23 protein-coding genes and 3 riboswitches are annotated in these 23824 nt (G+C 67.9%); of the genes, 10 read left to right on the forward strand and 13 right to left on the reverse strand.

Going from position 1 to position 23824, the window contains the following annotated elements; translation table 11 throughout:
• Positions 1–22: 22 nt before the first annotated feature.
• From ABIB25_RS16090 to ssuE, 3 genes are read right to left on the reverse strand one after another with little or no spacing between them, the layout of a single operon-like run.
• Entirely contained in the window at positions 23–1114 is a 1092-nt protein-coding gene (locus ABIB25_RS16090; protein WP_354529480.1) for an LLM class flavin-dependent oxidoreductase, read from the reverse strand.
• The gene (locus ABIB25_RS16095) at positions 1104–3131 is read right to left on the reverse strand and encodes an FAD/NAD(P)-binding protein (protein ID WP_354529481.1); all 2028 of its coding nucleotides are present in this window, start codon (positions 3129–3131) and stop codon (positions 1104–1106) included. The genes ABIB25_RS16090 and ABIB25_RS16095 overlap by 11 nt, the downstream gene beginning before the upstream one ends.
• Positions 3128–4249 (reverse strand): NADPH-dependent FMN reductase, encoded by a 1122-nt coding sequence (gene ssuE, locus ABIB25_RS16100; RefSeq protein ID WP_354529482.1) that lies wholly within the window; start codon positions 4247–4249, stop codon positions 3128–3130. Before ssuE ends, ABIB25_RS16095 begins: the two co-directional genes overlap by 4 nt.
• A gap of 307 nt (positions 4250–4556) precedes the next feature.
• Positions 4557–4670: riboswitch (SAM riboswitch) on the reverse strand.
• Between the two features lie 173 nt (positions 4671–4843).
• Positions 4844–4956, forward strand: a riboswitch (SAM riboswitch).
• A gap of 77 nt (positions 4957–5033) precedes the next feature.
• On the opposite strand from ssuE, the gene ABIB25_RS16105 reads away from it, so the two are divergent.
• From ABIB25_RS16105 to ABIB25_RS16130, 6 genes are all read left to right on the forward strand, one after another.
• Positions 5034–6260 carry an LLM class flavin-dependent oxidoreductase gene (locus tag ABIB25_RS16105; protein ID WP_354529483.1) on the forward strand — a complete coding sequence of 409 codons (1227 nt, stop codon included), beginning with the start codon at positions 5034–5036 and terminating at the stop codon, positions 6258–6260.
• A gap of 2 nt (positions 6261–6262) precedes the next feature.
• Positions 6263–7663: an NtaA/DmoA family FMN-dependent monooxygenase gene (locus ABIB25_RS16110; RefSeq protein WP_354529484.1), complete on the forward strand. Its 1401-nt coding sequence runs from the start codon at positions 6263–6265 to the stop codon at positions 7661–7663.
• 29 nt (positions 7664–7692) lie between these two features.
• Positions 7693–8409, forward strand: a complete 717-nt coding sequence (locus ABIB25_RS16115; RefSeq protein ID WP_354529567.1) for a GNAT family N-acetyltransferase — start codon at positions 7693–7695, stop codon at positions 8407–8409.
• Positions 8406–9746 (forward strand): M20/M25/M40 family metallo-hydrolase, encoded by a 1341-nt coding sequence (locus tag ABIB25_RS16120; RefSeq protein WP_354529485.1) that lies wholly within the window; start codon positions 8406–8408, stop codon positions 9744–9746. The genes ABIB25_RS16115 and ABIB25_RS16120 overlap by 4 nt, the downstream gene beginning before the upstream one ends.
• A 334-nt stretch (positions 9747–10080) precedes the next feature.
• A complete protein-coding gene (locus tag ABIB25_RS16125; protein ID WP_354529486.1) occupies positions 10081–10359 on the forward strand; it encodes a hypothetical protein in 279 nt (92 codons plus the stop codon).
• A 128-nt stretch (positions 10360–10487) separates the two neighbouring features.
• Positions 10488–11021 carry a GNAT family N-acetyltransferase gene (locus tag ABIB25_RS16130; protein WP_354529487.1) on the forward strand — a complete coding sequence of 178 codons (534 nt, stop codon included), beginning with the start codon at positions 10488–10490 and terminating at the stop codon, positions 11019–11021.
• 105 nt (positions 11022–11126) lie between these two features.
• Here ABIB25_RS16130 and ABIB25_RS16135 read toward each other — a convergent pair whose 3' ends face one another.
• From ABIB25_RS16135 to ABIB25_RS16160, 6 genes are all read right to left on the reverse strand, one after another.
• Positions 11127–12599: an FAD-binding oxidoreductase gene (locus ABIB25_RS16135; RefSeq protein ID WP_354529488.1), complete on the reverse strand. Its 1473-nt coding sequence runs from the start codon at positions 12597–12599 to the stop codon at positions 11127–11129.
• Complete coding sequence (locus ABIB25_RS16140) at positions 12589–13344, reverse strand: ABC transporter ATP-binding protein (RefSeq protein WP_354529489.1); 756 nt, start codon at positions 13342–13344, stop codon at positions 12589–12591. The genes ABIB25_RS16135 and ABIB25_RS16140 overlap by 11 nt, the downstream gene beginning before the upstream one ends.
• Positions 13317–14123, reverse strand: coding sequence for an ABC transporter permease (locus ABIB25_RS16145; protein WP_354529568.1), 807 nt, complete (start codon positions 14121–14123; stop codon positions 13317–13319). The genes ABIB25_RS16140 and ABIB25_RS16145 overlap by 28 nt, the downstream gene beginning before the upstream one ends.
• Positions 14124–14286: 163 nt before the next feature.
• On the reverse strand, positions 14287–15417 hold the full coding sequence (locus ABIB25_RS16150) for an ABC transporter substrate-binding protein (protein WP_354529490.1): 1131 nt from the start codon (positions 15415–15417) through the stop codon (positions 14287–14289).
• 53 nt (positions 15418–15470) lie between these two features.
• On the reverse strand, positions 15471–16700 hold the full coding sequence (locus ABIB25_RS16155; RefSeq protein ID WP_354529491.1) for an aminotransferase-like domain-containing protein: 1230 nt from the start codon (positions 16698–16700) through the stop codon (positions 15471–15473).
• Between the two features lie 303 nt (positions 16701–17003).
• Positions 17004–17120: a putative leader peptide gene (locus ABIB25_RS16160; RefSeq protein ID WP_354529492.1), complete on the reverse strand. Its 117-nt coding sequence runs from the start codon at positions 17118–17120 to the stop codon at positions 17004–17006.
• 40 nt (positions 17121–17160) lie between these two features.
• A riboswitch (SAM riboswitch) is annotated at positions 17161–17275 on the reverse strand.
• Between the two features lie 144 nt (positions 17276–17419).
• Between ABIB25_RS16160 and ABIB25_RS16165 the strand changes: the two genes are divergently transcribed.
• A complete protein-coding gene (locus ABIB25_RS16165) occupies positions 17420–18121 on the forward strand; it encodes an NADPH-dependent F420 reductase (RefSeq protein WP_354529493.1) in 702 nt (233 codons plus the stop codon).
• Between the two features lie 5 nt (positions 18122–18126).
• Positions 18127–18882 carry an HAD family hydrolase gene (locus tag ABIB25_RS16170; RefSeq protein ID WP_354529494.1) on the forward strand — a complete coding sequence of 252 codons (756 nt, stop codon included), beginning with the start codon at positions 18127–18129 and terminating at the stop codon, positions 18880–18882.
• Here ABIB25_RS16170 and ABIB25_RS16175 read toward each other — a convergent pair.
• Positions 18866–19372 (reverse strand): DUF4395 domain-containing protein, encoded by a 507-nt coding sequence (locus tag ABIB25_RS16175; RefSeq protein WP_354529495.1) that lies wholly within the window; start codon positions 19370–19372, stop codon positions 18866–18868. The two genes, ABIB25_RS16170 and ABIB25_RS16175, sit on opposite strands and share 17 nt — an antisense overlap.
• Before the next feature lie 94 nt (positions 19373–19466).
• A complete protein-coding gene (locus ABIB25_RS16180; RefSeq protein ID WP_354529496.1) occupies positions 19467–19961 on the reverse strand; it encodes a beta-class carbonic anhydrase in 495 nt (164 codons plus the stop codon).
• Positions 19962–20230: 269 nt separating this feature from the next.
• On the opposite strand from ABIB25_RS16180, the gene ABIB25_RS16185 reads away from it, so the two are divergent.
• Positions 20231–21163: an amidohydrolase family protein gene (locus ABIB25_RS16185; RefSeq protein WP_354529497.1), complete on the forward strand. Its 933-nt coding sequence runs from the start codon at positions 20231–20233 to the stop codon at positions 21161–21163.
• A 51-nt stretch (positions 21164–21214) separates the two neighbouring features.
• On the opposite strand, the gene ABIB25_RS16190 is transcribed toward ABIB25_RS16185, so the two are convergent.
• Together ABIB25_RS16190 and ABIB25_RS16195 are read right to left on the reverse strand one after the other, a co-directional pair.
• A complete protein-coding gene (locus ABIB25_RS16190; RefSeq protein ID WP_354529498.1) occupies positions 21215–21772 on the reverse strand; it encodes a DUF421 domain-containing protein in 558 nt (185 codons plus the stop codon).
• Positions 21773–21778: 6 nt separating this feature from the next.
• Entirely contained in the window at positions 21779–22111 is a 333-nt protein-coding gene (locus tag ABIB25_RS16195) for a putative quinol monooxygenase (protein ID WP_354529499.1), read from the reverse strand.
• Between the two features lie 213 nt (positions 22112–22324).
• Between ABIB25_RS16195 and ABIB25_RS16200 the strand changes: the two genes are divergently transcribed.
• Positions 22325–23806, forward strand: a complete 1482-nt coding sequence (locus tag ABIB25_RS16200; RefSeq protein ID WP_354529500.1) for a sugar porter family MFS transporter — start codon at positions 22325–22327, stop codon at positions 23804–23806.
• Positions 23807–23824 lie beyond the last annotated feature (18 nt).

A 23824-nucleotide genomic window follows, 5' to 3' on the forward strand; every position in this document is an offset into this window, starting at 1 on the left:
GTTGGATCGATACTGCTGGATGTCAGGCGGCTGCAGTGGCGCGGTCGCGGCGGGCGACCTCGTCGCGGACCAGCGGGATCACATAGCGACCGAAATCGATGGCGTCGTCGAGGATGTCGTACCCGCGGGCCGAGAGGATCCGGACTCCGAGGTCGTAGTAGTCCAGCAGGGCCGCTGCCACCGTCTCCGGGGTACCGACCAGGGCCGTCGAGTTCCCGCCTCCGCCGGTCAGTCCGGTCGGCGCCGTCCAGAGGGCGCGATCATGCCGTTCACCCTCCGCGACGGCAGCGAGAAGGCGCTGCGAGCCGGCATTCTCGGGAGATCCCGAGCGACGGAAGGTCGGCCGTCCGGCGGCGTGGTCCTTGATGCGTCCGAGAATGCGTTCGGCCTTCTCCCAGGCCAGTTCCTCGGTCGGCGCGATGATCGGTCGAAAGGCCACTTGCAAGGTCGGCCGGGGCTTGCCGGCCGTCGCCGCGGCAGCGTCGATGGACGCGATCTGCTCCTTCGTTCCCGCCAGTGGCTCACCCCAGAGGGCGTAGATGTCGGACTCGGCCGCACCGACGGCATAGGCGGCGGCCGACGAACCGCCGAAGGACACCCGCGGGCGTGGCTGCTGGACCGGGAAGATGTCGGAGACGAAGGCCTTGATCTGGTAGTACTTGCCGTCGTAGTCGAACCGGTCGTGAGAGGTCCAGGCCTGCTTGACGATCTGGATGTACTCGCGGGTGCGCTCGTAGCGGGAATCCTTGTCCAGGTAATCGCCTTCGGCCGCCTGGTCCGCCGTCGATCCGCCGGTGATGAAGTGCACCTCGAACCGCCCGCCGGAGATCTGGTCGAGGGTGGCGAACGTCTTCGCCGCGTACGTCGGGGCCGAGACGTTGGGCCGCTGGGCCAGCACCAGGTTGATGCGCTCGGTGTGCGCTGCGACGAAGGCCGCTACCGGCGCCGGATCCGGCGATCCGGAATGGTAGGCGAAAAGGATTCTGTCCCAACCGTTGTCCTCGTGGGCACGAGCCAACCGCTTGGTGTAGTCGAGATCGAGACTCCCGCCGGTGCGGGTGGTCACCTCGCTGGCGTCGTTGGTACCGGCAATTCCGAGGAACTCAACGGGCATGGCTGGACTCGCTTTCCTTGAGAGGGGATGAAGTGTCTGGGTCCGGCGCAGTCGCCACCATGCCCCGAACAGCCGCGAGGCGCAGCAGTTCCCGTGCGACCTGGTCGTTCTGGCGGAAGCCGGCGCCGTTGAAACCGGGACGGGCGAAGCCCGCCGACCCGGCGGAACCGGAGACCGATGGCCCGAGCAGGAATCTCGTCGGGTGCACGGTGCGATCTGCCCGGACGGCGCGACAACTGGCGTCGGCCAGCAACTGACCGCCGCCGAGGCTGCGGCCGTCCTCGGCGACCAAGTCCTCCGCGGCGACCTCGCCGTCGGCGAGCAGCCGGGCGATGACTGGGTCGGACGCGGCCCTGACGTCGGGACGCGGCAGTCGGGCATCGATCAGCGCGTCGGCTTCCACCGTCCCGGCCACGGCCGGCGAGGAGCCGACGAAGCGGCCGTTCTCGACGCGGACCTGCATGTCGGGTCCGACGAAATCGATGAATCCCGCCCGGTGGAGGGCCAGCAGTTCGTGCAGGCGGCGGGGCGGCGGGCCGCTGGCCAGGAACGAGAAGAGGCCATGAAAAGCCCCTTCCACGCGTTGGACCCGGTCCTGCGCGCTGACCCGGCCACCGACCACGGCGCCCGCGAGCACGCCGTAGACCGTCAGCAGCCCGTTGAAGACGGCGTGGTCCGGCGAGTAGGCGGGATCGGCCCGGCGGGCCAGGTCGGCGCTGATCTCCCCGACCAGCGCGTCGGCAAGGGCGCCGTGATCGGGGAACTCCCGACCGGCCAGCGGACGGTCGATCGCGGCCAGGTCGAACCGGTCGGCCGGGTCGGGCACCGCCGATGCGACGTAGTCGGCGAAGTCCTGATCGGTGACGGCGGTCGGGTCGGTACGGTCCAGCACCGCCGAGAACTCCTCCCATCCGACGCGGGTGCGCTCGGCGTGGAATTCGAAGAGACGGCGATAGTGCACAGCCGTCAGCTCCTTCACGATGAGCGGCCAGAGCTGGGTCCGGAAGTCCGCCGGATGGTCGGGGCCAAACGACTCCAGCGCGGCCGGGGTGAAGTACACCGGCGGCACCGGCGCGGCAGACCCGAGCGAGTAGCCGAGCTTGGCGTGATACGGCACCCCCCGGCGAGACCCCACGTGCAGCACCGGTTCCGCTCCGCCGGGAAGGTAGGTCAGGCCCTCGTGACCCTCGACGAAGCGGCCACCGCGACCCTCGAAGACCAGCACCATCACATCGATGAACGCCAGGCCGAAACCGCGCACCAGCACGTCGGCACCGGGCCGCAGACCGCTCAGGTCCACGTCGGCGGTGTAGCCGGGCGGGATGTAGACCAGGTCGTGCTCGGACGCCGCGGCGCTCAGTTCCTTCTCCGCGCGCGTCGGGTGACGGTCGAGGTACCCCTGCGCCAGGACCACCAGATCGGCGGTCAGCGCCGTGCCGTCGGCCAGCCGGACCGCCTGCCGCGCAGACGAAGTGCCGGCAGAAGCGCCGTCAGGCGAACCGCCGGTCAGCAAGGTCTCCCGCACCGAGACGGCCCGTTGCAGGTGCCGGGTCACCGTCACCGAGGCCGGCAGACTGGATAGCACGCTCTCGAAGGTCCACGACAGGTACAGCGACTGGATCTCGCGGCTGGCGAAGTCGTGCGCCTTGAAAGCATCGGCCGCCGCGCGGAGTCCGTTGTCGATCAGCACCTGACGGCCAACCCCGGCGACCCACTGGTCGAGCGGCGGGCCGGGCACGATCGGCCCGGCGCACACGACCGACTCGTCGAGGAAAACGGTGACGTCCTTGGCGACGGAGTTCATCCACAGCAGCGGCGACTGGTTGCGGCGCCAGATACGGCCGCCGCCGACCGGGAACGGATCGACGATGTGCACATCCAATCCACCGGCCGGGATCAGGTCGGCATTCGCCGCGATCCGTTCCATCAGCGAGACGGTCCGCGGGCCGCCGCCGACGAACACCAGGCTCGGCTTCTCCGCACCATTCGACCAGGCGCTCGTCGATCGGGCGCTCATCGACCGGCACCGACCGTTTCGGGCTCACGCTCGGGCTGCTCCCAGTCGGCCAGACCGGCACCCGGGACCAGTTCCTTGGCGAAGGCCAGCGGGCCGATGGTCTCCGGATCAGCCGTGACGTCGAATCTCGCCTGATACCCCGACGCGAGGTACAGCTTGGTCGCCTCCGGTTGGCGCGGGCCGGTGGTGAGGTGAATCCGTCGGTAGCCGAGGTCGAGGGCAGCCCGCTCCAGTTCCGCCATCAATCGCCGGCCGAGTCCTCGACGACGGTGACGCGAGGACGTCCAGACCCGCTTGACCTCGGCCGTCGCGTCGTCATAGCGACGGATGGCCCCGCCGGCCACCGTCTCACCGTTCTCGGTCAGCACCAGGAAGGCGCCGTCGGGCGGTAGGAAGTCGGTCACCGGGACCTCGGTGAGCTGGGTGTAGGCCGAAACCCGGCCGTAGCGGGTGGTGTATTCGACGCTCAGGTCGTCCAGCAGCGGCGCCAGTTCCGGGTCACCCGGCTCGACGTACAGGACGGACAGATCCGGGTCACCCGCCACCGGCGACACCCGGCGCGGACCGGGCGGCAACTGAACCGGGGAATGACGGGCCAGCGCGGCCAGGAAGTTCTCGGTCACCTCGGCCACCGGGCCGGCGGAGGCCGGATCGATGAGCACACCGCCGTCCGGGTAGACACGGATGTGGGAGGAGAGCACGAACCACCCCTGCCCGACGTGGTCGGCCCCCAGGCTGGTCAGCACCGGGCGCAGAGCGTAGTCGACGGCGAGGACGTGGGCGGGTGATCCACCGGTGACGAGCGGGAGCACGGCCTTACCGCGGAAAGCCCTCTGCGGCAACAGATCCAGGAATACCTTCAAGAGGCCGGAGTACGCCGCCTTGTAGACCGGCGACACCACGACCACGGCGTCGGCTGCGTCCACCGCCTCGACCGCCTCGGCGATCGCGCTGTCGTTGACATCGGCGCTCAGCAGGGCCTGCGCGGGCAGGTCCCGGATCACCACCGGCAGCACGGTGTGGCCGGCCCCGGTGATCCGCCGGCTGACGTAGGACAGCAGCGCGTCGGTGCTCGAGTTGACCGACGGGCTCCCCGCGATGGTCACGATGGTGGACATATCACTCCCTGGGACGGAGCCTCGTCTCCGCGAGGGAGAGGAGGCCGGATTCGCAGTCGTTCCGATTTCACTGGAGGCGACGCTGCCCCGGTTCCACACCGGGGAAAACAACATCGACCGCCAAATGTTTCCCGCCGGGGCAGCCCAGTAACGGGCACTGGTCAGAACCGGAGGGAAAACCGGTCAGACCGGACAGAGCGCGCTGGACAGTCGCCCCAGGTCGACGTGCCGACGGCGGACGCCGATCGGCGACCTCGGGATCCTCGACTCGTTCACACGATTCCGTCCGTCCAGATGACCGAAGGCCACCACACGCTTGCGGTGCCCGGGTCGGGCACCACCTGGTCGTCATCCGGAGCACCCCACCGTGGAAGAGGGTTGCCGCCCAACGAGCCGGAGCTTGTCGCTGGGTCTCATGACCTGCTTCGAAGTTAGTCCACGGGCGTTCGGCGGGTCAACCCGTTGCGGTCCGGAAGCGCCCGTGATGCCCCATCCAGAACCGCGCTCCTGGAACACTTCCGGAGTGAAGCGTTTCAGTCGCCACGCTCCGGGCCGGGGGCCGGGGAACATCGGCCGGTGCTATCGTTGTTGGCAGGTAATGAGTGTCAACCACAAGCCCTGGCTGGTTGATCAGCAACCCTCCATGTGCGGCGGGGTGCTCCAGGTGATGACCTGGCGGACGCCGACCGGCTCCGCAAGCGCTTGTGGTGTCCACGATGTCGACACGTCCTACCCAGATCCGCACGGTCGACAGGGCGGATGTCCCCGATCAAGAGGTTTCCGCGTGAGCGCATCGAACAAGACACCACTTCACCTGGCCATCGCCCTCGACGGGGCGGGCTGGCATCCTGCCGCCTGGCGCGAGCCGGCGGCACGCCCGACGGAGCTCTTCACCGCCGACTACTGGCTCGATCTCATCCGCACCGCCGAGCGGGGGTTGGCCGACTTCGTCACGTTGGAGGACTCGTTCGGCCTCCAGACGGCGACGCCGCTGCAGCCCGGCGGGAACGACGAGCGGACCGACCAGGTTGCCGGGCGGCTCGACGCCGTGCTCATCGCGGCGCGGGTGGCCCCGCTGACGAGTCACATCGGGCTGGTGCCGACGGCCCTTGCCACCCACACCGAACCGTTCCACGTGTCGAAGTCGATAGCCACCCTGGATCACGTCAGCACCGGACGGGCCGGCGTCCGCATCCAGGTCTCCCCCGACGCTCGGACCGCGGCACACTTCGGCCGACGGGACCTCCCGGAGATCACCCTGGACAACCTGGCGGAACCGGTTGTCCAGCAGGCCGTCTCGGATCTCTTCGACGAAGCTGCCGACTACGTCGAGGTGATCAGGCGACTCTGGGACAGCTGGGAGGACGACGCCGAGATCCGTGACGCGGCGACCGGACGTTTCATCGACCGGGACAAGCTGCACTACATCGACTTCGAGGGCCGGTACTTCTCGGTCAAGGGACCGTCGATCGTCCCCCGGTCACCGCAGGGCCAGCCCATCGTCACGGCGCTCGCCCACCAGCGGGTGCCGTACCGATTCGCCGCGAGGTCCGCGGACATCGTGTTCGTGACACCGACCGACATCGCTGACGCAGCAAGTATTGTGCGTCAGGTCAGGACGGAACGGTCGGCGGTCGGACGTGACACTGAGGAGCTGGCGGTCTACGCCGACCTGGTGGTCTTCCTCGACAGCGCTGCGGAGTCCGGCGCCGACCGAAAGGCTCGTCTGGACAAGCTGTCCGGTGCCGCTTACACCTCGGACGCGCTGATCTTCACCGGGTCGGCCGGCGAGCTCGCAGATCTACTGGCCGCTTGGCAGGACGCCGGCATCACCGGCTATCGCCTGCGTCCCGGGGCCCTTCCGGACGATCTGGAGACCATCGTCGACCGCCTCGTCCCGGAACTGCAGGAGCGCGGGCTGTTCCGCACCGCCTACGAGTCCGATTCCCTGCGTGGACTTCTCGGGCTGGAACGCCCGGCCAACCGCTACTCGACCCTGCAGAAGGTCTGAAGATGACAAGGTCTGACAAGACAAGGCCACGCAAGCAGATTCACCTGGCCGCCCACTTCCCGGGCGTCAACAACACCACGGTGTGGAGCGACCCACGGTCGGGCAGCCACATCGAGTTCGAGTCGTTCCAGCGGTTCGCCGGGATCGCCGAGGACGCCAAGTTCGACTTCCTGTTCCTGGCCGAAGGTCTGCGACTGCGCGAGCAGGGCGGCAAGATCTACGACCTGGACGTCGTCGGGCGACCGGACACCTTCGGCGTGCTGACGGCACTCGCGGCCGTCACCGACCGGATCGGGCTGACCGGCACCATCAACTCGACCTTCAACGAGCCCTACGACGTCGCGCGCCAGTTCGCCACCCTCGATCACCTCTCGCGCGGTCGTGCGGCCTGGAACGTCGTCACCTCCTGGGACGCCTTCACCGGCGAGAACTTCCGTCGTGGCGGCTATCTCGCCCAGGAGGAGCGGTACGACCGGGCCCGGAACTTCCTGCACGCGACTGCGGAACTCTTCGATTCCTGGACGGGTGAAGAGATCGTGGCGGACAAGGAGTCCGGCACCTTCCTGCTGCGCGGCAATCCGGGCGGGTTCGCAGTGCAGGACGATCATTTCGACATCCACGGTAACTTCAACGTGCCGCGCAGCCCGCAGGGCCGGCCGGTGATCTTCCAGGCCGGTGACTCCGACGCCGGACGCGAGTTCGCGGCCTCGACTGCCGACGCCATCTTCTCCCGCCACGGGACGTTGGAGGCCGGCCAGGCCTTCTACGCCGACGTCAAAGGCAGGCTCGCACAGTACGGCCGTCGCCACGACGAGCTGCTCGTGCTCCCGGCCGCAACGTTCATCCTGGGCGACACCGAGGAAGAGGCGCAGGAGTACGCCGCGCACGTGCGGCGCCAGCAGGTCAGCGGCCAGACGGCGATCAAGTTCGCCGAGCAGCTCTGGAACCGTGACCTCAGTTCCTACGACCCGGACGGTCCGTTGCCCGAGGTCGATCCGCTGGTCGGCGAGAGCACCATCTCGAAGGGCCGCGCGAGCGTGCGGATGAACGCCGACCCGGTGGCCGTCGCTGGCGAGTGGCGGGCACTGGCTGCGGCCAAGGGACTCTCGCTGCGGGACGTCGTCGTCGAGAAGACCGCGCGGCAGAACTTCTTCGGCACCCCGGAGTCCATCGCCACCACCATCGACGAGTACGTCCAGGCCGACGCCAGCGACGGTTTCATCTTCGTCCCGCACATCACTCCGGACGGTCTCGGGGAGTTCGCCGACAAGGTGGTGCCGATCCTGCAGGAACGCGGTGTCTTCCGTAGCGACTACGAGGGCACCACACTGCGCGACCACCTCGGGTTGGCCACACCGGCCGCCCGTGGCCGCCATCGGGAGCCGGCCGGGGCAACATCGTGACCGTGACGCAGACGCAGGATCCCTCACCCCTGGAGGCGCTCCGCGCTCGGCAGGACCCGAGTCTCGGAGATCCGGTCCTCGACAACGCGGCCTGGGCGGCACTGACCGGACCGCAGGCGCACCTGGCACAACGGGTCGGGCTCGCCGCGCGTTTCGACCCCGAGGTCGCTCCGTTCGTCGCACTGGAGGATCACCACGATCCGCAGGCCTGGCTGGACGCGGCCACGCTGGTCGGCCGGGGCGGGACCTTCGCCGTCGCCGGCGAAGGGGTCCGGCCACCGGAGGGCTGGGACTTCACCTCGGTCGGTGGCGGCGTGCAACTGGTCGACGTCGACCTGACGAAGGAGCCGGACCCGGAAGCCCGACTGTTGGGCGAGTCCGACGTGCCGGAGATGCTCGAACTGATCGAACGCACCCGGCCTGGCCCGTTCCGGCCGCGGACGGTGGAACTCGGCGGCTACCTGGGTATTCGCCGCGACGGTGACCTGATCGCGATGGCCGGACGGCGGATGCATCCTCGGGGCTGGATCGAGATCAGCGCCGTCTGCACGGATGTCGCGTTCCGCGGGCAGGGTCTCGGCGCCAGGCTGGTCAGGGCCGTTGCCGCGGGCATCGTCGCGGACGGTGAGAAGGTCTTCCTGCACACCGCGGCCGGCAACACCACCGCCATCCGCCTCTACGAATCGATCGGGTTCCGGCTCCGTCGTGTCACCGACTTCCTGAGCGTGACGGTCCCCGAGCAGTGAGCGTTCCGCCTGCCGGAAGGGCCGTCTCGGCGCAGGACGAGGTGCTCGACCTGGCCCAGCAGCTGATCCGGATCGACAGCACCAATACCGGCGACTCCGGATCGAGCATCACCGAGCGCACCGCCGCGGAGTGGATCGCCGGACAACTCGCCGATGTCGGCCTCGACCCGGTCTACGTCGAGGCCGGCGCACCGGGCCGCGGCAACGTCATCGTCCGGCTCCCCGGCGCAGATCCCGGCCGCGGTGCGTTGCTGATCCACTGCCACCTCGATGTCGTACCGGCCGACGCGTCGGAGTGGTCGGTGCATCCGCTGTCCGGTGAGGTCCGTGACGACTATCTCTGGGGCCGTGGGGCTGTCGACATGAAGGGCATGGTCGCCATGTCCCTGGCGGTGCTCCGCCAGTTCGTCCGCGACGGCGTGAAACCGCCCCGCGACCTGGTGTTCGCGTTCCTGTCCGACGAGGAGTCCGGCGGCTTCTTCGGCGCGCGGTGGCTGGTCGAGCACCGGCCGGAGCTGTTCGAGGGGGTCACCGAGGCCATCGGCGAGGTGGGCGGCTTCTCCACCACGTTCACCACCGCTACCGGAGATCCGGTCCGGGCCTACCTGATCGAGACGGCGGAGAAGGGCGTCACCTGGATGCGCCTGAAGACCAGGGGGACCCCCGGACACGCCTCCATGCTCCAGACCGACAACGCGGTGGCCACCCTCGCGGCCGGCATCACCAGACTGCAGCAGCACCGGTTCCCGCAGATCATCCGGCCGGCGCTGGCCGAGTTCCTCGCCGGCGTCACCGATCTGACCGGGATCAGCTTTCCGGAGGACGATCTCGATGCTGCGGTGGCGAAATTGGGCAATCTATCGAGGATCGTGGGCGCGACGCTGCGGGATACCGCCACGGTGACCACCTTCCATGCCGGCTACAAGGGCAATGTGGTGCCGTCGTCGGCGGCGGCGACGGTGGACTGCCGGATCCTGCCGGGACGTGAGACCGCGTTCTACCAGGAACTCGGCGAGATCCTCGGCCCCGACATCGAACGGGAATGGGACGACCTGCCGCCCGTCGAGACCACCTTCGACGGTGCCCTGGTCGACGCCATGACGAACGCGCTCGTGAGCGAGGACCCGACGGCGGCGGTGCTGCCGTACATGCTCTCCGCGGGCACCGACGCGAAGTCGTTCAGCCTGCTCGGCATCAGGCACTTCGGTTTCGCCCCACTGCAACTCCCTGCCGACCTGGACTTCTCGGCCCTGTTCCACGGGATCGACGAGCGTGTCTCCGTTGCCGCCCTCGAGTTCGGCACCCGTGTCCTCGACCGCTTCCTTCGCACCTGCTGACCACCGCGCCCCGACCCCCGGGCGGCGCGCCCGTGGAGGAGTGCGCATACAGGCCGTCCCGGCGCATACCGTTCCGCCCAAAATATTTGCTGCAGGCCAGGTTTCGGGCACTTTCGTATGCGCGCGATCGCGCGGTCGGGTTCGTCATGGGCAGCAGGTCAGGTAAAACGAGCGCCAGTGTCCATGCTTAACCCCTCACTCAAGGGGATACAAGGGTCCACCCTGATGCGTGACACTGCCTGAGGACGTGGCTTCAAATCGGTCGACGTGGAGCCGGAGCATGTATCCGCGGTGCCGGTCGACAACAGAACGGTCTTGTGTATTGAGGTCTGAGATGGGCACACCACCGCTTGAACAGGACGATCGTGATGCGCTGAGGTATTTGGCGGCCCTGGGCAAAGATGATGCGGGGGACCGCCTGGCTGATCTGGCTGTCGCAGCAGGCGACGTCGGTGAGCCGACCTTTATGTGGGAGGAGGGATACGAGCGTTCGGGCGAGCTGATGACGCTGCTGGCGATCGCCGATCGCGACCTTGTACGTCTTCACGCGCTCAGCAAGTCAGGGGTGGCCGAGGCGCAGGACGCGCTGGATTCTTTCCTGAGCGGATCGTGAAGGAATGCTGCGACGTAGGCCCTCGCCAGCGGTACGCCCAAGCACCCGATCATGCCATGCATTCGATTTGGCTGAGGTCGAGCGGAAATCGGTGTGACGCAACCTGATCCGTGTGCGATGCTCGGTCCATGGATCCCCGACGTGCGGAAGACGGCGCCCCGCGGATCGAGATCGTACGGTTGTGCAGCGACGCGCTCGCAGCGATCGCGGCCGGTGATCTTCCCACAGCCGAAGAGAGGTCACCCATCCCGCTCTCGGAATGCTTCGTCGGGCCGGACTGGCGCTCGGTGTGGACCCGACGACGCGACCAGATCGTCGCCGACCCCGCGAGTGCTGACTGGATCACCGGCGCCATCTGGGATCTCGAGCGACACCTGACGGTCGGCCGCGCCGGCTACCACGGTCCGCCCGACGAGCACGGCATGGTCGAGGTCGGCTACGCCGTGGATCCCGCCTTCCGGCGTCGCGGTTATGCCCGTGCCGCATTCGTTTCGCTGCTCGCACAGGCGGCCGTCGAGCCCTTCGTCACCGTGGTGCGGGCCACCGTCTCACCCGACAACGAGGCGTCGAGAAACCTGATCCTGCAATACGGATTCACCCACGTCGGCGAGCAGTGGGACGACGAGGACGGTCTGGAACTGATCTACGAAGTACCGGCCTGACCGGAGTCCGGCGCATACGGAAACGCCCGGTTTTGCCAACCCAAGGCCGAATCCCGGCCTTTTCATGTGCGCCAGGCAGTTCGGTATGCGCCGACGAGGGGCAGATCAGGTCCGGGCGAGCCAGGTGTGCGGAACGAGAATGCCGGCGGGGTCGAAGACCTCGGCAAGGCGTCGCTGCAGTTGCAGGCTGGTGTCGCCGATCTCGGCGGACAGCCACGGCCGCTTTGCGATGCCGACCCCGTGCTCGCCGCTGATGGTGCCGCCCAACGCGAGGGCGGCCCGGACGAGTTCGTCGGCGGCCTGGTGCAACCTCGCCGGGGGGCTGCCGCCGTCCACCGGCGACATCGCCACCGAGAGCATCGGGTGCAGGTTGCCGTCACCGGCGTGGGCGACGACCGCCACCTCGAGTCCGTGGCGCTCGCCGATCTCCCCGATGGTGGTGATCATCTCCGCCAGCACGGACCGCGGAACGGCGACATCCTCGCCGACGAACCAGGTGTCGGTGAAAGGGCCGCGCCCGGAACGGCGGAGCCAGAGGTAGCGCCCGGCCTGCAGCTCGTCGAGCACCTCGACCGCGGCACCGACCTCGGTCAGCGCCGCGGCCAACACGTCGGCCTCCAGATCTGCGCCATAGCCGTCAGTCTGGGCAATGAGCAGGGCAGTACCCCGGGTGGCGAGATCGGTCTGCTGGGCGGTGTCGATGGCCCGCAGGGCTCCGGAATCCAGGAACTCCAGTACCGAGGCCTGCACGCGGGACCGGACGATCGCCGTCACCCCGTGTGCGGCCGCTTCGGACGACGGGAAGAACGCCGTCAGGGTCGTGGTCTTCACCGGGCGGGGACGCAGTCGGAGGGTCGCCTGCACGACGATCCCGAGTGTGCCCTCGGAACCGACGAACAGGCCCGTCAGGTCGAATCCGGTGACGCCCTTGATGGTTCGCCGTCCGGTGTGCAACAGCGTGCCGTCGGCGAGGACGACGGTCAGACCCAGCACCGACTCGCGGGTGACGCCGTACTTCGTGCAGTGCAGGCCGCCCGCATTGGTCGCGATGTTCCCGCCGATGGTGGAGATCTCGTGGCTGGCCGGGTCCGGTGCGTACATCAGGCCGTGCCGTGCGACCGCCCGGTCCAGGTCAGCGGTGAGGACACCCGGCTGCACCACGGCGATCTCGTCATCGGGCGAGATCTCCAGAATCCTGGTGAGCCGCTCGGTGGAGATCACCAGGGACCCGTCGGAGGCGACGGCGGCGCCGGACAGGCCGGTGCCACCGCCGCGCGGAATCACCGGAACCCGGTGGGAGGTGGCTGCTCGGAGGAGGATCTGCACCTCCTCGATCGACTCGGGAAAGGCGACGGCGACCGGCGATCCGGGCAGACGGATGCCGGACCGGTCGGTCGCGGCAGCCTCCCGTTCGTCCCGGGCCAGAGCGAGGCGCTCCAGCGGCAGCACCCGACGCAGATGCGCCACGAAAGCCGCACGACGCTCCACCGCCTCCGCGGATCGGTCGACGTGGTCGAGGTTCTCGAGGCTGAAGGACTGCACCGCGAGGGAGTTGCCAGCAAGATGGTCAGCGGTCATCGACACCGAGACGCTCCAACAGGTCTGCGCGGAGCCGGACGAACTCCCGATCACCGACGTCGCGGGGCCGGGGCAGATCGACGACCACCTCGTGCGCGATCACCCCGCTGTCCATCACCAGTACGCGATCGGCCAGCAGCAGTGCCTCCTCCACGTCGTGGGTGACCAGCAGCACGGCACAGCGGTGCAGCGTCCAGAGGTCGGCGACCTGCGCCTGCGCGGTGAGCCTGGTCAGCGCGTCGAGCGCCGAGAACGGCTCGTCCAACAGCAGCAGATCGGGCTCGCGTACCAGCGCCCTCGCCAGCGAGACCCGTTGGGCCTCACCACCGGAGAGCACCTTCGGCCACACGGTGGTGCGATCACCCATCCCGACCTCGGCCAGCGCCGCCTCGGCCCTGGCGCGGTCGGGACGGCCCGGCAGACCGAGCACCACGTTGCGCCAGACCTTCTTCCACGGCAACAGCCGCGGCGACTGGAAGGCGACCGCCCGACGCGTGGCCACCTCCACCCGACCGTCGACCTCCCGGTCCAGATCGGCCAGCACCCGGAGCAGCGTGCTCTTGCCACAACCGCTGGCGCCCAGCAGCACCACGAACTCCCCCGGTGCGATGTCCAGGTCGAGCTCGTCCAGGATCTTCCGGTCGCCGAACGATTTGGACAGACCCCGGACCCGGACCGCAGCGGCACTCGCCCCGGTATCCGTGGTCGCCGACCCACTCACCTCGTTGCGAACGTCGGTCGCCATGACAGCAGCACCCTTTCCAGCAGTCGGACCAGCAGATCGGCGAGCAGTCCGAGGACCGCGTAGAGGACGAGGCAGAGCACGATGGTGTCGGTCTCGTAGAAGTCGCGCGCCTGGTTGATCAGGAATCCGATGCCGGAGGTCGCGTTGATCGTCTCGGCGAACACCAGGATCAGCCAGGACACCCCGATCGAATAGCGAAGTCCGACAAGGGCACTGGGCATCGCCGCCGGCAGGATGACGTGCACGGTCTGGCCCCAGCGGCTGAGCCCGACGGTCCGGCCCGCTTCGACGAGTCCGGGGTCGGTGCCGCGGATCCCGGCGAACAGGTTCAGGTAGAGCGGGAAGAAGACACCCAGCGAGATCAGGATGATCTTGGGTTCCTCCCCGATGCCGAACCAGATGATCAGCAGCGGGATCAGGCCGACCACCGGAATGGTGCGGAGCATCTGGATCGGGGCGTCGACGATGTCCTCGCCCCAGCGGAACAGCCCGGATACCACGGCGAACACGACCGCGGCCGACAACCCGAAGAGGAGGCCGAGCCCCACCCGACCCGCGGACGCCACGATGGCCGACTGCAGTTCTCCGCTGTCCAGCAGTTCCCCGGCCTTGGCCACCACCCGGGACGGCGAGGCCAGCGTGTTGTCCGACAGCCACCCTTCGGAACTGGCGAGCTGCCAGAACCCGACCAGAGCCAGCGGGCTGAGCACCTTGATCAGCGATCGTGGCACCCGGCGCCGCTTCGTGCGACCGTTGCCCTGCGCCCGCACCACCGTCATCGGGATGTCCGTGGGCGGTGTGGGAGTAACGGCAACGGCACGGCCGGCCGCCGAACCGTCGATCGCCGCGCTCACCAAGACTGCGCTGACGAAGTCGCCGATTTCTGTCCCGGCGGTCCCATTTCCGGCAAGTTGATCAGCGCCGACAAAGTTGATCAGCGCGTCACCCGGCAACGTACTCACCCTCGATCTTCGTGATGGCGGGGTTCAGGGCGGTCGTCCAGAACGGCTTGATGTCGAACGACTTCTTGATCAGGCCCGCCTTCACAAAGGTGTCGAGAACGCCCTGCTGCGAGATGATCTGGGCATCGGTGATCGTGACGAAGCGGCTCGGCCTCTGCTTCTCGCCGTCGACGAACGTCTTCTTGGCCTGCGCCACCGGCTGCTTGGTCTGGGCTGCGACGACGGCGGCCCAGTCGTCCGGATGGGCCCTGGCCCAGTTGTAGGCACGCTGCTCACGCGAGAAGAAGTCCTCGATCGCGGCCACCAGCTTGGGATCCTTCAACGTCTTCGGCAGCACCAGGAAGGGGTAGTTGCCCGACAGCAGGTCCTTCGCGTCGACCATCGTGGTCGCGCCCTTGGCGTGCGCGGTGACGATCGCGTTGCCGTAGGAAGCCAGCGCGTCGACCTGACCGGCGAGCAGTGCGGCAAGCCCGTCACTCGTGGACAGCGCGACCGGGGTGATGTCGCTCCACTTCAGCCCGGCCCTCTCGAGGCTCTCGAACAGGAAGAGGTGAGCGGTGGTGTTCTGGACGTACGCGACCTTCTTGCCCTTGAGGTCGGCGACGGTCTTGATTGCACTTCCGGCCGGCACCACGACTTCCTGCAGCAGGGTGGTGCCCTGACGAACGGCCACCGTGACCAGAGACCCGGCACCACCGCTCTGCGCGGCGAAGATCGGCGGGATCTCGCTGGCGCTGGCCAGGTCGATTGCACCCGCGCCGAGCGCCTCGAGCTGCAGGTTCCCCCCCTGGAAGACGCTCCCCGTCAGCAGGTAGGGGGTGTTGTCCAGACCGGCGCTCTTGAGCAGCAGTTGCTGGGTGGCGTAACCGGTCTCGCCGATCCGCAGGGTGACACCGGAGAAGTCAACGCCGCTTGCCGAGCCGTCGGCGGCGGCCGGCGAGACGGCGGCGGCGGCCGGCGAGACGGCGGCGGTCGAGGACGACGCGGCGGTGGAACTGTAACCACAGGCACTCAGGACCAGGGCGACGGCGGCTGCAGCTGCCGTCCCGACGACTCGTCGACGGTGGGCGTTCGGCTTCCGCCGGGTGGCCAGCAGATCGAAACTGAACATGGTGGAACCTCTTTCGTCAGGCAGGAAGTGAGATCGTCCTCAGGGCAGGCGATTCAGCGACAGGCATCCAGCGCGGCGCGTAGGCGGCCGACGGCCACCGGCAGCTCGGACAGGGTCGGTGCCGAGAATGCGAAACGGAGATGACGATCCCATTGGGATCCGCCGTCGGGAGCGAAGTGCCGGCCGGAGGTGAGCAGCAGATCCCGCTCGGCGGCCGCCGTCACCACGTCGCTCGCAGCAGGCGCGTGGTCGGCCAACCGGGCCCAGACGAAGAAGCCGCCGGCGGGCGCGGTGAACTGCAGGTCGCCGATGAGCTCGGCCCGCAAGGCGTCGACGAAGACCTCGGCCTTGGCGCGGTGCACAGACCTGTTGTGCACCAGCAGGTTGTCGAACCAGCCGGGCTGGTTCAGCAGCGGCAGGATCAGCTCCTGGCTCAGCGTGCTGGAGTGGAAGTCGGTCCGTCGGCGGAGGTTCTCCAGATGCCCGAGCAACCCGACCGGCGCGATCACCCAGCCCAGTCGAAGTCCGGCTCCCAGCGTCTTGGTGAAGGTCCCCACCTTGATCACCCGTGGCGAACCGGTTGCGAAGTCCTCGACGTAGCTGCCGTCGAAGGTGGTGTCCCGGTAGGGGTTGTCCGAGACGATGACGAAGCCGTACTGCTCGGCCAGTTCCACCAGCCGCGCACGCTCCTTGGCCGGCAGCACGCCGCCGGACGGATTGTGGAAATCGGCCACCGTGTACACGATCCGGATCCGCACGCCGGCCAGCAGGTGGTCCTCGATGCGTTGCACATCAATGCCTTCGGGCCCGACCCGCACCGGTAGCACCCGTGCACCGTACTGCTCGGCGATGCGGACGGTGTCCGGGAACACCGGGTCGTCGAGCACCACCACGTCGCCCTGTTCCAGGAGCGCGCCGAAGGCGAGCGCCACCCCGTGCAGGGCTCCGTTGGTGACCAGCACCGACGACAGGTCAACGCCCTCACGACCGGCGATCCAGTCCCGCAGGGCCGGCTGCCCGGCATGCGGACCGTAGGCCAGAGCGGCAGCACCGGTACCGGCGTCGGCAAACAGTTCGGCGGCCGTTCGCCCGAAATCGTCGAGCGGCAGGGCTTCCGGTGCCGGCGCCCCGCTGACCAACCGGATGACGGAGGACCGAAATCCCCGAGTGGGGAGGGCATACGGAGCTGCCACGCTGAGTGCGGAGACCCGGCGGGCCACTGCGACATCGCCGATCGGCGCCGGAACGATCGGCGCCGGGGGGATCGACCCCGGGGGGATCAACGCTGGAACGATCGACGCCGGGGGGATCGACCCCGGGACGTCAGCGATCTGCGAAGAGCGCAGAGACGGGCCGGCAAGGGAGGGTGCAGACACAGCAGAACTCCAAGAGTGGGTGGGAGTGGGCCGGCGACGGGATCAGCAGCATCGCGTCATGAGCACGGCAGCAGGCCGAAAGGCATGCCGGAGAAGCGCCGGCCGGGCAGATCCGTCGACGGTGAGCAGCGTGGAAAGTCCGGAGAAGTACTCGCGCACAGGCGATCGAACTCGAAAATCAGCCCGGGCGATCCAAGACTCAGCGGCAGGTCAACAACAGAGTGCGCTGGACACTCTCTGCAGGTCGACGTGCCGACGGCAGGCGCCGAGCAGGGACCGCAGCGCAGTGGGCTGCAGGTCCAGGGCGTTCACAGCGTGTGTTTCCATTCCTCCGCTTGTTCCATTCTCACAGAGGTTGCGACACGCAACCACGCGCTTGCGATGTTCGATGCGAACACCACCAGGTCGTCATCCGGAGCACCCCGCCACGAGCGGAGGGTTGCTGTCCAGCGAGCCGGAGCTGATTGCTGGAACTCATGACCTCTGCGGAAAACGTAACAGGGCATCGGGTTCCGGTCAACCGAGAGCAGGAAGAGAACGAGATCCGTTCCAGGTGAGGCGTTTCACTGGCTCCGGTCAAGCATGCGGAAATGCCGGAATAGCCCCGTGATGGAGCTGGTTGACGGTTGGAGAAGAATCAGGGACCGAACGAACGGGAGCACACAACCATGAAGATCGGCATCATCGGAGCGGGACAGATCGGCGGCACCCTCACCCGCAGGCTGACGGCCCTTGGCCACCAGGTCGCAGTGAGCAATTCACGTGACCCGGAGACCCTCGCCGATCTCGCCACCGAGACCGGGGCGACCGCGGTCTGGGCCAACCAGGCGGCAAACGACGCCGATCTGGTGATCGTCAGCATCCCGCAGAAGAACGTCCCAGATCTCGCCGGGGACCTGCTCGCCGGCGCCGAGCCGGGAACGCCGGTGATCGAGACCAACAACTACTATCCCAAGCAACGCGACGGGCTCATCCAGGAAATCGAGTCCGGCACCCCCGAGAGTGTCTGGGTGGCAAAGCATCTCGGTGTGCCCGTCGTCAAGGTCTTCAACGGCATCTGGTGGAAGCACCTGCTGAACCGCGGGAAGCCCCAGGGTGCGGAGGGCCGGATCGCGCTGCCCATCGCCGGCGCCGACGGCCCGGCCAAGCAGGCTGCCTTCGCCCTGGTCGAGGAGCTCGGCTTCGACGCCGTCGACGGCGGCACCCTGGAAGAATCCTGGCGCCAGCAGCCCGGTACGCCCGTGTACGGGCATGACTACGGCATCGACGAGACCATCACGGCGCTGGCGGCGACAGAGCCGGACCGACCCGAGGAATTCAAGGCCTGACGACGGTGACGGACAGCCCGCCCTCCGGTCCCGGCCCGATGCCGACGGGAATGCCGGACGGTGGAACCGGCGTCACCGCGGTGCTGTGGGACATCGACGGCACCCTGCTCAGTTCGGGAAGGGTTGCCGTCACGGCCTTTCTCGACGCGGTGCAGGACATCGCGGGCCGTCGCCCTGAGGGTAGGGGACTGGATCTCGGCGGACGGATCGATCCCGAGATTGCCGGATCGCTTCTCGGGTCCATCGACGCAGACCACACGCTGATCCCGCAGGTTCTGGCCCGTCTTGACCAGCTCGCCACCGCCCGCGCCGCCGACTTCGACGAGCACGTCCGGCCGTTGCCGGCGGTGCGGGACCTGCTCGACCTGCTCGAGACAGCAGGCGTCCGGCAGACGGTGGTCACCGGGAACATCGAGACGGTCGGGATGCTGAAATTGCTCGCCGGCGGGTTGGTCCCGCCGATCGACCCGGCCGTTGGCGGCTTCGGCGACCATGGCGCCACCCGGCTGGAGGTCGCGGAAGCGTCCGTGCGCAAGCTGACCGCCTCGGGCTGGGAGTTCTCACCCGATCAGTGCTGGATCGTCGGGGACACACCACGAGATCTCCTGTGCGCCCGTGCCCTCGGCGTGCGCTGCGCCCTCGTCGGCACCGGCCGGCACTCGGTGGAATCGATGGCCGGGCTCGGTGCCGACGTCCTGCTGACCGGCCTGGATCAGGCCGACGAACTCCTGCGCTGGTGGAAGCTCACGCCCGGGCGCTGACCGCCGTTTTCTGCTGCCGAAGTCGGATGTCGTTGCACGCTTCGCAGACTGACGCCGGGATGAGCCCGATGGCCTGCAGACGACCGAAAACGGTGCAGCCCATGCAGAATCCGAGCACCGACTCCAGCACGGCGAAGACGATGATCACGCCGACCAGCAGCCACGAGACGAGCGGGATCCCGGCGTGGAAGAAGACCAGCGCCGCGACGCTGAACGTGGCCCCGACCGCCTGTGCGAACCGCTTCGGGGGACCGGGCACCAGCCGGGCCGGGCCGAAACGCGGAGCGATGACCTTCGTGGCCAGCTGCCCGAACGGCGAGAACCGCGGCCCCGATGCGACGCGGAGCAGGAACCCGATGGCCAGCGGCCAGAGCAGCCACTCCGTCCGGAAGATCACGGTGGCCAGACTCAGCACCACCACCAGGCCCGCCACCGAGCGGGCCGCGTACTCGTTGACCGGGTTCGGGAACTTCAGGAGCTGACTGGACACGATGTTCCTTCTCGACACGAAACGGATGGTTCGCAGGCGTTGGAGCCACCGCCCACGTCGGCTGTCAACGAGTGTCGACAACCAGGAATTCCGATCAGGCCGGTTCGACCTCGCGCAGCAGCCCGGTAGCAACGTCGAAGACGAAGCCGCGGACCTTGTCCTTCTTCGGGATGTACGGGCTGTTCCTGATGCGCTGCAACGACTGCCGCACATCGGTGTCAAGATCGCTGAACGACTCCGCCGACCATGGCGGCTTGACGCCGACCTCCTCGGCGATGCCGGCCTTGAAGGCGTCGTCGGTGAAGGTGAGCATGCCGCAGTCGGTGTGGTGGATCAGGATGATCTCCTCGGTGCCGAGGAGTCGCTGGCTGATCGCGAGCGAACGGATCTCGTCATCGGTGACGACGCCGCCGGCGTTCCGGATGACGTGCGACTCACCGTCCTGCAAACCGAGGATGCGGTACACGTCGAGGCGCGCATCCATGCAGGCCAGGACGGCAGTGTGCTTGGACGGCGGGAGCGGCAGCGGGCCGCTGAACGTGGCGGCGTAGGCGCGGTTGTTGGCCAGGTAGTCGTCGGTGACGGACATGCGGTGGTTCCTTTTCGACGGGGGCATCCCGGATGTACGGATGCCACAGGAGGGGGTGTTGTGCACAGCGGGTCAGGCGCGCAGGATGTGCGGCTCGACCGGTCGAGGTCGGTCAGACCTGACAACACCAGCCGTCGAAGGCGTCGCCGCGGCGTCCTGGCCAGAACGGCTCGAGGACCGGCAACTGCTTCATCCCTATACTTTTACACGGATGCGTCCGATTTCCCAGTGCGGGACCCGTCCGAACGGATCCTGGTCTTTGCACATGGGTGAGCGGAGCTGATTCGTTGATCCACCCCCCAGGGACCATCGATGTGCATCAGCACCTGTGGCCCCCGGCGCTGATCGACGCGCTCCGCAGCTTCACCGGCCCACTCCGGCTCGACGGCTGGACCCTCCACCTTCCTGGGGAACCGCCCTACGAGGTGAGTCCGGCGCATCACGATCTCGAGACCAGGGTCGCGCAGGAAACCGGGTCAGCCGCCGCCCTGGTCTCGCTGTCCAGCCCCCTCGGCATCGAGAACATGGCGCCCGAGATCGCCGGCCCGCTACTGACCGCCTGGCACGACGGCGCCGCGGAACTGCCGCCGCCGTTCCACGCCTGGGCCGCGGTGCATTCGAGCGACCCGAACCTCCAGGATCTCGAAACACGTTTGACTGCAGGCTTCATCGGCCTCCAAATTCCGGCAACATCGATGACGAATCCGCGAGACGTCGAGCGACTGGCTCCGGTCCTTCGCCTGTGCGAACTGGCCGACAAGCCGGTGCTGATCCACCCTGGCCCGGTCCCGGTGCACAGCACATCCGGAACCCTTCCGTCGTGGTGGCCGGCGGTGGTCGACTACACGGCACAGATGACGGCGTCCTGGTGGTCGTGGGCGGTGGCCGGTCGGTCCCTGCTGCCGGCGTTGCGGATCTGCTTCGCCGCCGGTGCTGGGCTGGCACCTGTTCACCACGAACGCTTCTCGGTACGCGGCGGCGGTAACCCGCCGCCGATCGACAAGCTCAGCTTCGTCGAGACGTCGTCCTATGGCCCCCGTGGCCTCGATGCGCTGATCCGGGTGCTCGGGATCGACGTGGTGGTGAATGGAACCGACCGGCCTTACGCGACCACCAGCGAACTACGGCTGGGCGACGCGGCCGACCGGGCCGTCCGCGTGGTCAACCCGCGTCGCCTGCTCGGCGAACCGACGGCGTTCTGACTGCCGCGACATGCATCTTGCCCAGCGCGTCCGGCGTTCCGACCCAACCCTTCACCGCTCCGTCAGCAGCGCCTCGATCCGGTCGAGACGCCGGTGCAGGGCCTGGATGTCGGCGTGGGTGGCATCCTGCTCCGCAGGCTTGAGGGTGAGCACCAGCTGCCCGCCCGGCTCCAGGGTCCCGGTCCCGATCTCTTCGATGTCGTCACCGTTCTGCAGCCGGATGGCGTGGTCGAGTTCCGCCCGGCGCAGACCGAGGCGACGAAGCGCGGCCTGATCCGCTTTGCCGTCCTTGATGACCTCGGTCGACCGGCCCTCGACGATCACCCTGAACGCCGGGAAGGCGTAGGCGAGGCGGTTGACGACGGCGTTGGTCACCACCAGCGTCACGGCACCGATGGCTCCGCCCACCAACGAGTTGTCGTTGCCGATGATGGCGTTCTGCACGACGTTGGAGAGCAGGAACATCACCACGAAGTCCATCGTGTTCAGCGATGAGATGGAACGTTTCCCGATGATCCGGAAGAGCACCATGATCAGCACGTACACGGCAACGGTGCGGATGATCTTCTCGGGAACCGGGATCTGGACGCTCAGCAGGTCATGCCACATGAGAGATCAGTAGTCGCTTTTCGCGGCATCGCCGGCGACCACCGGCAGGCCGGGGACGATGACGGGCGGTCCCGCCAGGTACTCGCCGGCCGAGGTGAGCGCCTTCTGGATGTGGGCGCTCTGCATGTGCTCGCCGAGAGCTTCCAGACTCGTCCACTTCTCGACGGTGGTGAACTGGTCGGGGTTCTCGATGCCACGCTGCAGGCCGTACAGCAGGCAACCCGCCTCGCCGTGCGTTCCGGCTGCCAGGTCCTTCAGCATGGGTTCGATCAGGTCACCGGTACCGGGCTTACCGGTGATGATGGCAACGACGTGGACGGGCTGGGAGGTCTGGGTCATGGCATGGCTCCTGGGGTCGACGGATCAACGATGATCACCCGACATCATTCCCGAAACCAATCCCGGACAACCACCGGTACCAGCCAGAAGTCCGGCGCATCGAGGCGCGGCACCGATCAGGATGAATAACCGCGGTCCGAACGGGTCACTTGCTCCCGTAGGACGAGGACGTCCGCGACGGTGGCGTACGCAGCGAAGGGCAGGTTCTGATCGATGGTGGACAACAGCGCCGTACGAGATGCACGGTACGAGGACCACGGCGAGCGCCACCCGGCCAGGGCCACCGCGATCTCGATCGCGGCCGCCGTCGGCGGGTTCCTGTTCGGTTTCGACACGTCCGTCATCAACGGGGCGGTCGACTCGATCGAGAGCCACTTCTCCCTCGGCTCCGGGGTCACCGGGTTCGTCGTCGCGGTGGCGCTGATCGGCTCCGCCGTCGGCGCCTGGTACGCCGGGATGCTCGCTGATCGTTGGGGCCGGCCAAGAGTGATGCTGGCCGGGGCCGTGTTGTTCCTGGTGTCCTCCATAGGCTCCGGGCTGTCGTTCTCGGTCTGGGAACTTGGCATCTGGCGCTTCATCGGTGGTCTCGGCATCGGCGTCGCGTCGGTGATCGGGCCGACCTACATCTCGGAGGTGGCACCGGCGGGCCTGCGGGGTCGACTCGCCTCGCTCCAGCAGATGGCCATCGTGCTGGGCATCTTCGTCGCGCTGCTCTCGGACGCCTGGCTCGCGGGCGGCGACGGGGGCGCCCTCGGGACGAAGTGGTTCGGCCTCGAGGCCTGGCGGTGGATGTTCCTGGTCGGGGTGATCCCGTCGATCATCTACGGTTTGCTCTCGCTGGGCATCCCCGAATCGCCACGGTTCCTGGTGGCCAGGGGCAAGGACCAGGCGGCCGCGAAGGTGCTGCGCCGGGTGCTGGGCGAGACCCCAGACCAGATCACCGACCGGATCGCCGACATCCGCAGGTCTGTGACCCGCGACGACAAGCCCTCGTTCAAGGATCTGCGCGGCAAGCGGTTCGGGCTGCACCCGCTGGTCTGGGTCGGCATCCTGCTCGCCGCCTTCCAGCAGCTGGTCGGCATCAACGTGATCTTCTACTACTCCACGTCGCTCTGGAAGTCGGTCGGCTTCAAGGATTCTTTCTCCTACACCGCCTCGGTGATCACCTCGGTCACCAACGTCGTGGTGACGGTGATCGCCATCCTGCTGGTGGACCGCATCGGCCGGCGGAAGCTGCTGCTGATCGGCTCCGTCGGAATGTTCGTCTCGCTGGCCGTGATGGCACTCGGGTTCGCCCAGGCGACCCTGGTGCCGGACGCGAAAGGTGTTCTGGCACCTCAACTCTCCGGCTTCTGGGGGGTGGCCACGCTGATCTGCGCGAACCTGTTCGTGGTGTTCTTCGGCGCATCCTGGGGCCCGGTCATGTGGGTGCTGCTCGGCGAGATGTTCCCGAACCGGATCCGCGCCATGGCGATGGCCATCGCCACCGCCGCGAACTGGGTCTTCAACTTCCTCATCACGGTGACCTTCCCGCCGCTGCGGGACTTCTCGCTCGGCCTCACCTACGGGCTCTACGCCCTGTTCGCGCTGCTGTCCTTCTTCTTCGTGCTGGCGAAGATCCCCGAGACGAAAGGCCTGGAACTCGAGGAGATGTCGATGGACACGATGAACCGGAAGAAGACCCGCACCGCTTGAGGGCTGCCCGGGGGCGCG

This window comes from Nakamurella sp. UYEF19 (assembly GCF_040546275.1).
Lineage (GTDB): Bacteria > Actinomycetota > Actinomycetes > Mycobacteriales > Nakamurellaceae > Nakamurella.